At 41.8% G+C, this 4,510-nt stretch carries 5 protein-coding genes; 4 read left to right on the forward strand and 1 reads right to left on the reverse strand.

The features are described 5' to 3' along the window. Window positions 1-21: 21 nt before the first annotated feature. The 4 genes from L0J61_RS09505 to L0J61_RS09520 all read left to right on the forward strand — a co-directional run bounded on the left by L0J61_RS09505 (window position 22) and on the right by L0J61_RS09520 (window position 3,475). Entirely contained in the window at window positions 22-414 is a 393-nt protein-coding gene (locus L0J61_RS09505; RefSeq protein ID WP_301466209.1) for a DUF4845 domain-containing protein, read from the forward strand. A gap of 120 nt (window positions 415-534) precedes the next feature. Next, on the forward strand, window positions 535-1,320 hold the full coding sequence (gene rnc, locus L0J61_RS09510) for a ribonuclease III (RefSeq protein WP_301466210.1): 786 nt from the start codon (window positions 535-537) through the stop codon (window positions 1,318-1,320). 275 nt (window positions 1,321-1,595) lie between these two features. Continuing rightward, a complete protein-coding gene (gene era, locus L0J61_RS09515; protein WP_301466213.1) occupies window positions 1,596-2,618 on the forward strand; it encodes a GTPase Era in 1,023 nt (340 codons plus the stop codon). Between the two features lie 77 nt (window positions 2,619-2,695). Further along, the gene (locus L0J61_RS09520; RefSeq protein WP_301466211.1) at window positions 2,696-3,475 is read left to right on the forward strand and encodes a DNA repair protein RecO; all 780 of its coding nucleotides are present in this window, start codon (window positions 2,696-2,698) and stop codon (window positions 3,473-3,475) included. Between the two features lie 107 nt (window positions 3,476-3,582). Here L0J61_RS09520 and L0J61_RS09525 read toward each other — a convergent pair whose 3' ends face one another. Next, window positions 3,583-4,320, reverse strand: coding sequence for a Tfp pilus assembly protein FimT/FimU (locus L0J61_RS09525; RefSeq protein WP_367651951.1), 738 nt, complete (start codon window positions 4,318-4,320; stop codon window positions 3,583-3,585). Between the last annotated feature and the right edge of the window lie 190 nt (window positions 4,321-4,510).

Consider the following 4,510-nt stretch of genomic DNA (forward strand, 5'->3'; position numbering starts at 1 on the left):
TGCCAGTAAAGGGGTACAATAATGCAGCAGTTATCTGGATTGGCCACGCAGCGCGGTGCGAGTGTGACAAGTATTATTTTAATTATTATGGTTTTGGGTGTCGCTGCTAAATTAGCAGTGGCTATCGTGCCGGCTCAGATCGGTGATTACCAATTGAGCAAAACTCTAAGCGCAGAGCTTAAAAAGTCAAACGAAAATAAAGAAACGTCCAATCAATTCATTCAGCGTGTTAATAGGCAGTTATCAATCAATGCCGACTATGATACAAGAGCAGATGAAGTGATTGTTTTTACTAATAAAAAAATAGGTGAATTAGCTATCCGTAAGGATTACGATATTACTAATAACTTCTTTGCTAATGTAGATATTATCAATCGTTTCGAAGGCGATATTGGAGAAACCACCTTAGAGTAGGAAAGCTCCAGAAGAGGAAGAAAAGTTCCAGACTATTTTTTGTCTTTATCAATAAACTAATAAACTGCCGTATACTATTATTTAAACCAGTTAAACAGAAGGGATAACCATAAGCCACACATGAAACCAAATTCGCAGCACTCCCAAGCGGTTCCTAACGCAAAAAAAAATAGCAAGTCCACTGATACGCTTGTCGCTAAATCAGAGTCTATGCAGCGACTGACACGCAAGCTAGGCTATGTGTTCAAAGACATGAGCCTGCCAAAACTTGCACTGACGCACCGTTCATTTGATAGCAAAAAAAACTATGAGCGTTTAGAGTTTTTGGGTGATGCGTTATTAGGAATGATCGTGGGAGAGGCTTTGTACCACCGCTACCCCAGTCAAAATGAAGGGCGCTTGACGCGTATGCGAGCGACCTTGGTGCGTCAGGAGTCGTTGGTTATTATTGCGCAGAACCTAGAGCTTTCTAATCATCTTATATTAGGGGTGGGTGAGCGCAAAGGCGGGGGGCGCAATCGCGCCTCGATACTGGCTGATGCTGTGGAGTCTTTGATTGGTGCTATTTATTTGGATAGTCAAGAAATGGACGTCACACGTAATTGCGTACTGTCGTGGTATGGCGATTTAATTGATAACGTCAATGACCAAAAAGCTTTAAAGGATGCCAAGAGTCGATTGCAGGAATGGTTACAATCAAAGCAGTTTGATCTACCGCAATACGAGTTGGTGGAAACAAGAGGTAATGCCCCACATCAGATTTTCGTCGTGCGTTGCCATGTTAATATTAAGAGCTGTCCTGATATTACTGAATCTGGTGAGAGTCGCCGTATTGCGGAGCAAAAAGCCGCAGAGCTGATGATCAATCAGCTGCATAAATTGCCAAATTCAGCCAAAAAGCGTTGATAACTGATACTCGGACTTATATTACGCTAATGACTCCAAACCTATATGAAGCTTCAAAAACGTTGATTCGACTTATTTAAAACATAATATTTCGTCAAAACCTACATGCTTTCCAGCTAGAACGATACTGCTTTTTTAGTACTGATACTGCTTTTTTAGTACCGGTACTTGGAATACGCTATCAAGCAATGTTTAGCTGATCGTAAACTCTACAGGATTACCCTATGAGCAATCGCCCTGATTTGCCATCAAACAATGCAGATAATACGGAACCTATGACTGAAAACACAGAGATAAAAGCCAACCAAAATAACGTAGTAACTGAAAATGATAAGGCAATCGATGCTTTTTTTGCGCCTAGCAATAATACTAGCATTGCTGAGGACTTCAGATCGGGCTATGTCGCAATCGTTGGTCGCCCCAACGTGGGTAAATCAACATTGATGAATCACTTATTGGGTCAAAAGCTATCGATTACGTCACGTAAACCACAAACAACTCGGCATCGTATTCACGGTATTTTGTCAAACCAAGAAATGCAAGCTGTATTCGTTGACACGCCAGGTATTCATGGCAACGAAGTACGCGCCATCAACGAACGCATGAACCAAGCTGCTACATCAGCGTTAGTGGATGTTGACTTGGTATTATTCGTTGTGGATTCAGACCAGTGGCGTGAGGATGACTTATTAACTTTGCAAAAGCTCGGTAATACAGATTTAACCGTGGTGCTTGTCATCAACAAAGCTGATACTTTAAAAGATAAAGGCAGTATTTTACCACTTATCGAAACGTTCCATGAAAGCTTCGATTTTGCTGATATCGTGCCCGTCTCTGCACAAAAAAACCAAAACCTAGATCGATTACAAGAAGTGATTGCGTCACATCTACCTGTTGCTGCGCCTATTTATGATACCGAACAAATCACCGATCGCTCAGAGCGGTTTTTGGCCAGTGAAATCATTCGCGAAAAAATCATGCGTAGTGCTGGGGATGAAGTGCCATACGACTTGACTGTGCAGATTGATGAGTTTAAAGACGAGCCTGCACATACTGATGCAAAGACTGGTCGCCCACGCAAGGCTTGTACGTTTATTGATGCGACTATTTATGTCGAACGCAGTGGGCAAAAAGCCATTGTAATTGGTGATAAAGGTCAGCGTATTAAACAAGTTGGTATGGATGCTCGCAAAGACATGGAGCAGCTTTTTGACAAAAAAATCATGTTGACACTGTGGGTGAAAGTGAAACGTGGTTGGTCTGACGATGAGCGTGCATTGACCAGTCTAGGCTATTAATAGCAAACACGCTTAGACTTTTGTAAGCGAGTTGCTTTTATAAATGTTGCGACACGCCAGCGCTGAGGTAATGAGATATGCGTAATGAAGCATTGGTTGGTTACTTATTACATCAGCGCCCTTATCAAGAAAAACGCGCCTTATATTATCTATTTTCTTATCAACATGGTGTGATACATGGGATCGGGGAAAAGGGCGCACCTCTATTTATGCCGCTGCAACTCTTTGCCACTGGTAAACGAGATCTTAAGACGTTCAGTCAAATCAACCTCGCACCAAAAAATACAACTCAAATAGATATTTCCGGCAATTCAGCCGATACTGTTGACGTGCTAGGGTCAGTGGCCTATGAGACTATCGCCGGTCAGCAGCAGTATTCGGCACTGTATTTAAATGAGATACTGTGGCGACTGTTACCGACTGAAGACCCGATGCCTACATTGTGGCAGCATTATCAAAATAGTCTGTATCAACTCAAGCAACCACTGAGCCGTAATGAGTTGCGCTTGTGCCTGCGCCAGTTCGAGCAGCATTTATTCGATGAGTTAGGATTTACCCTCACGCTAACTCACGATAGTATGCAAGAAGCCATCGAACCTGATTGTCTGTATCAGTTTTTGCCTGAAGTTGGCTTGGTCGTCGTATCGCAAACTAACACAGAGTCAGAGCATATAGACAGTGGCGCAGGTCGTACGGTTTTTGTCGGTGCAGATATTATCTCAATGGTCCAATTAAATATTACCGAAGTGACATTGAATAACTGGTCGAAGTTCCATCGTCATCTGATCGATCATTTATTGGATTATCAGCCATTACAAAGCCGTCTACTGTGGCAGCAACAGCAACGTTATAAATAAAATAAGCTCTCTCGTTACTCTACGATCTCTCATTTTCGTGAGTTGCCGATACCAAGATATCCTCATTACTATGGTTGATTTAATAATTCATATGTCTAATGAACTTACTAACTGTCACATTGGGTAGGATGGTTTTCATCCAGCTTTTGCTTAATAATGCCAGTCTGATTGAAAGAGATGAGATATTTTGACTTGTTATAAGTGACTGTTGGACAGTACTTGATATGACCAAAATGCCCACGTGGCTTACCACTATCACCCCAAAACTTTGTGTAGTGACGCCTGCTACCAACCCTCAAGCTCAACTTACTATATCGAAGGTTTAGTGATTGCTGAATGATTAACTGGTCCACAGTGTTGTCAAAATGATTGTTATTATTGTTGTCGATAAACAACAAAAGCGTCTTATCACTGTCCCTATGGCAGCGCCCTCCGTCATTGGATAAGCATAATAGTACATTCTGCCGTCTTATATAACTTTCAGCTTTTGCTCGGGTCAGCGAGCCTCTTAATTGACTTTCGACACGCTTGGCTTCCATGCCTGCTAATTGGGTCTGGAGTGCTGGAGCAGCGATGGTTGCTATAATAGCCAGTACAGATACAGTGACTAATAGTTCCACTAGCGTAAAGCCGTGGCAGCCCCTGGAGCTTTTTGCATTGTTATGTGTAACTTGATTATTGGGTCGGCTGCTCGCTTTTCGTATTGTTAGTAGCCAAGATATGGAGCAGGATAAGTAACATAGGCAGATGTTATGAAGTAGATCGAACTTAAGTCGATCTATTAAGCGCAATATAAAAGTAAGATTTCTTCTGTAGACTAGTAGTGTCTTATGTAGCATTTTCATGATGCTTCTGACCTAAAGTGGGAAGGTTAGTCTGGTAGAGTGCTTGTGTGTCCTCAGTGGCGAATGTTTGCACTATCACATCGCCAAAATTCAGCGGCTTGAGTATTTGCGATAGATATGAGATTTAAATAAAATAGCAAATTAATGTTTGCTAATATTAGTTAAACAGAATATTTGTCAACTGTCAAAA

The organism is Psychrobacter sp. (assembly GCF_030457785.1).
In the GTDB taxonomy this organism is placed as follows: domain Bacteria; phylum Pseudomonadota; class Gammaproteobacteria; order Pseudomonadales; family Moraxellaceae; genus Psychrobacter.

Excerpts from the sequence above, each read along its gene's own strand:
- L0J61_RS09505 (WP_301466209.1), top strand. The coding sequence starts at position 22 with ATGCAGCAGTTATCTGGATTGGCCACGCAGCGCGGTGCGAGTGTGACA.
- rnc (WP_301466210.1), top strand. The coding sequence starts at position 535 with ATGAAACCAAATTCGCAGCACTCCCAAGCGGTTCCTAACGCAAAAAAA.
- era (WP_301466213.1), top strand. The coding sequence starts at position 1,596 with ATGACTGAAAACACAGAGATAAAAGCCAACCAAAATAACGTAGTAACT.
- L0J61_RS09520 (WP_301466211.1), top strand. The coding sequence starts at position 2,696 with ATGCGTAATGAAGCATTGGTTGGTTACTTATTACATCAGCGCCCTTAT.
- L0J61_RS09525 (WP_367651951.1), bottom strand. The coding sequence starts at position 4,320 with ATGAAAATGCTACATAAGACACTACTAGTCTACAGAAGAAATCTTACT.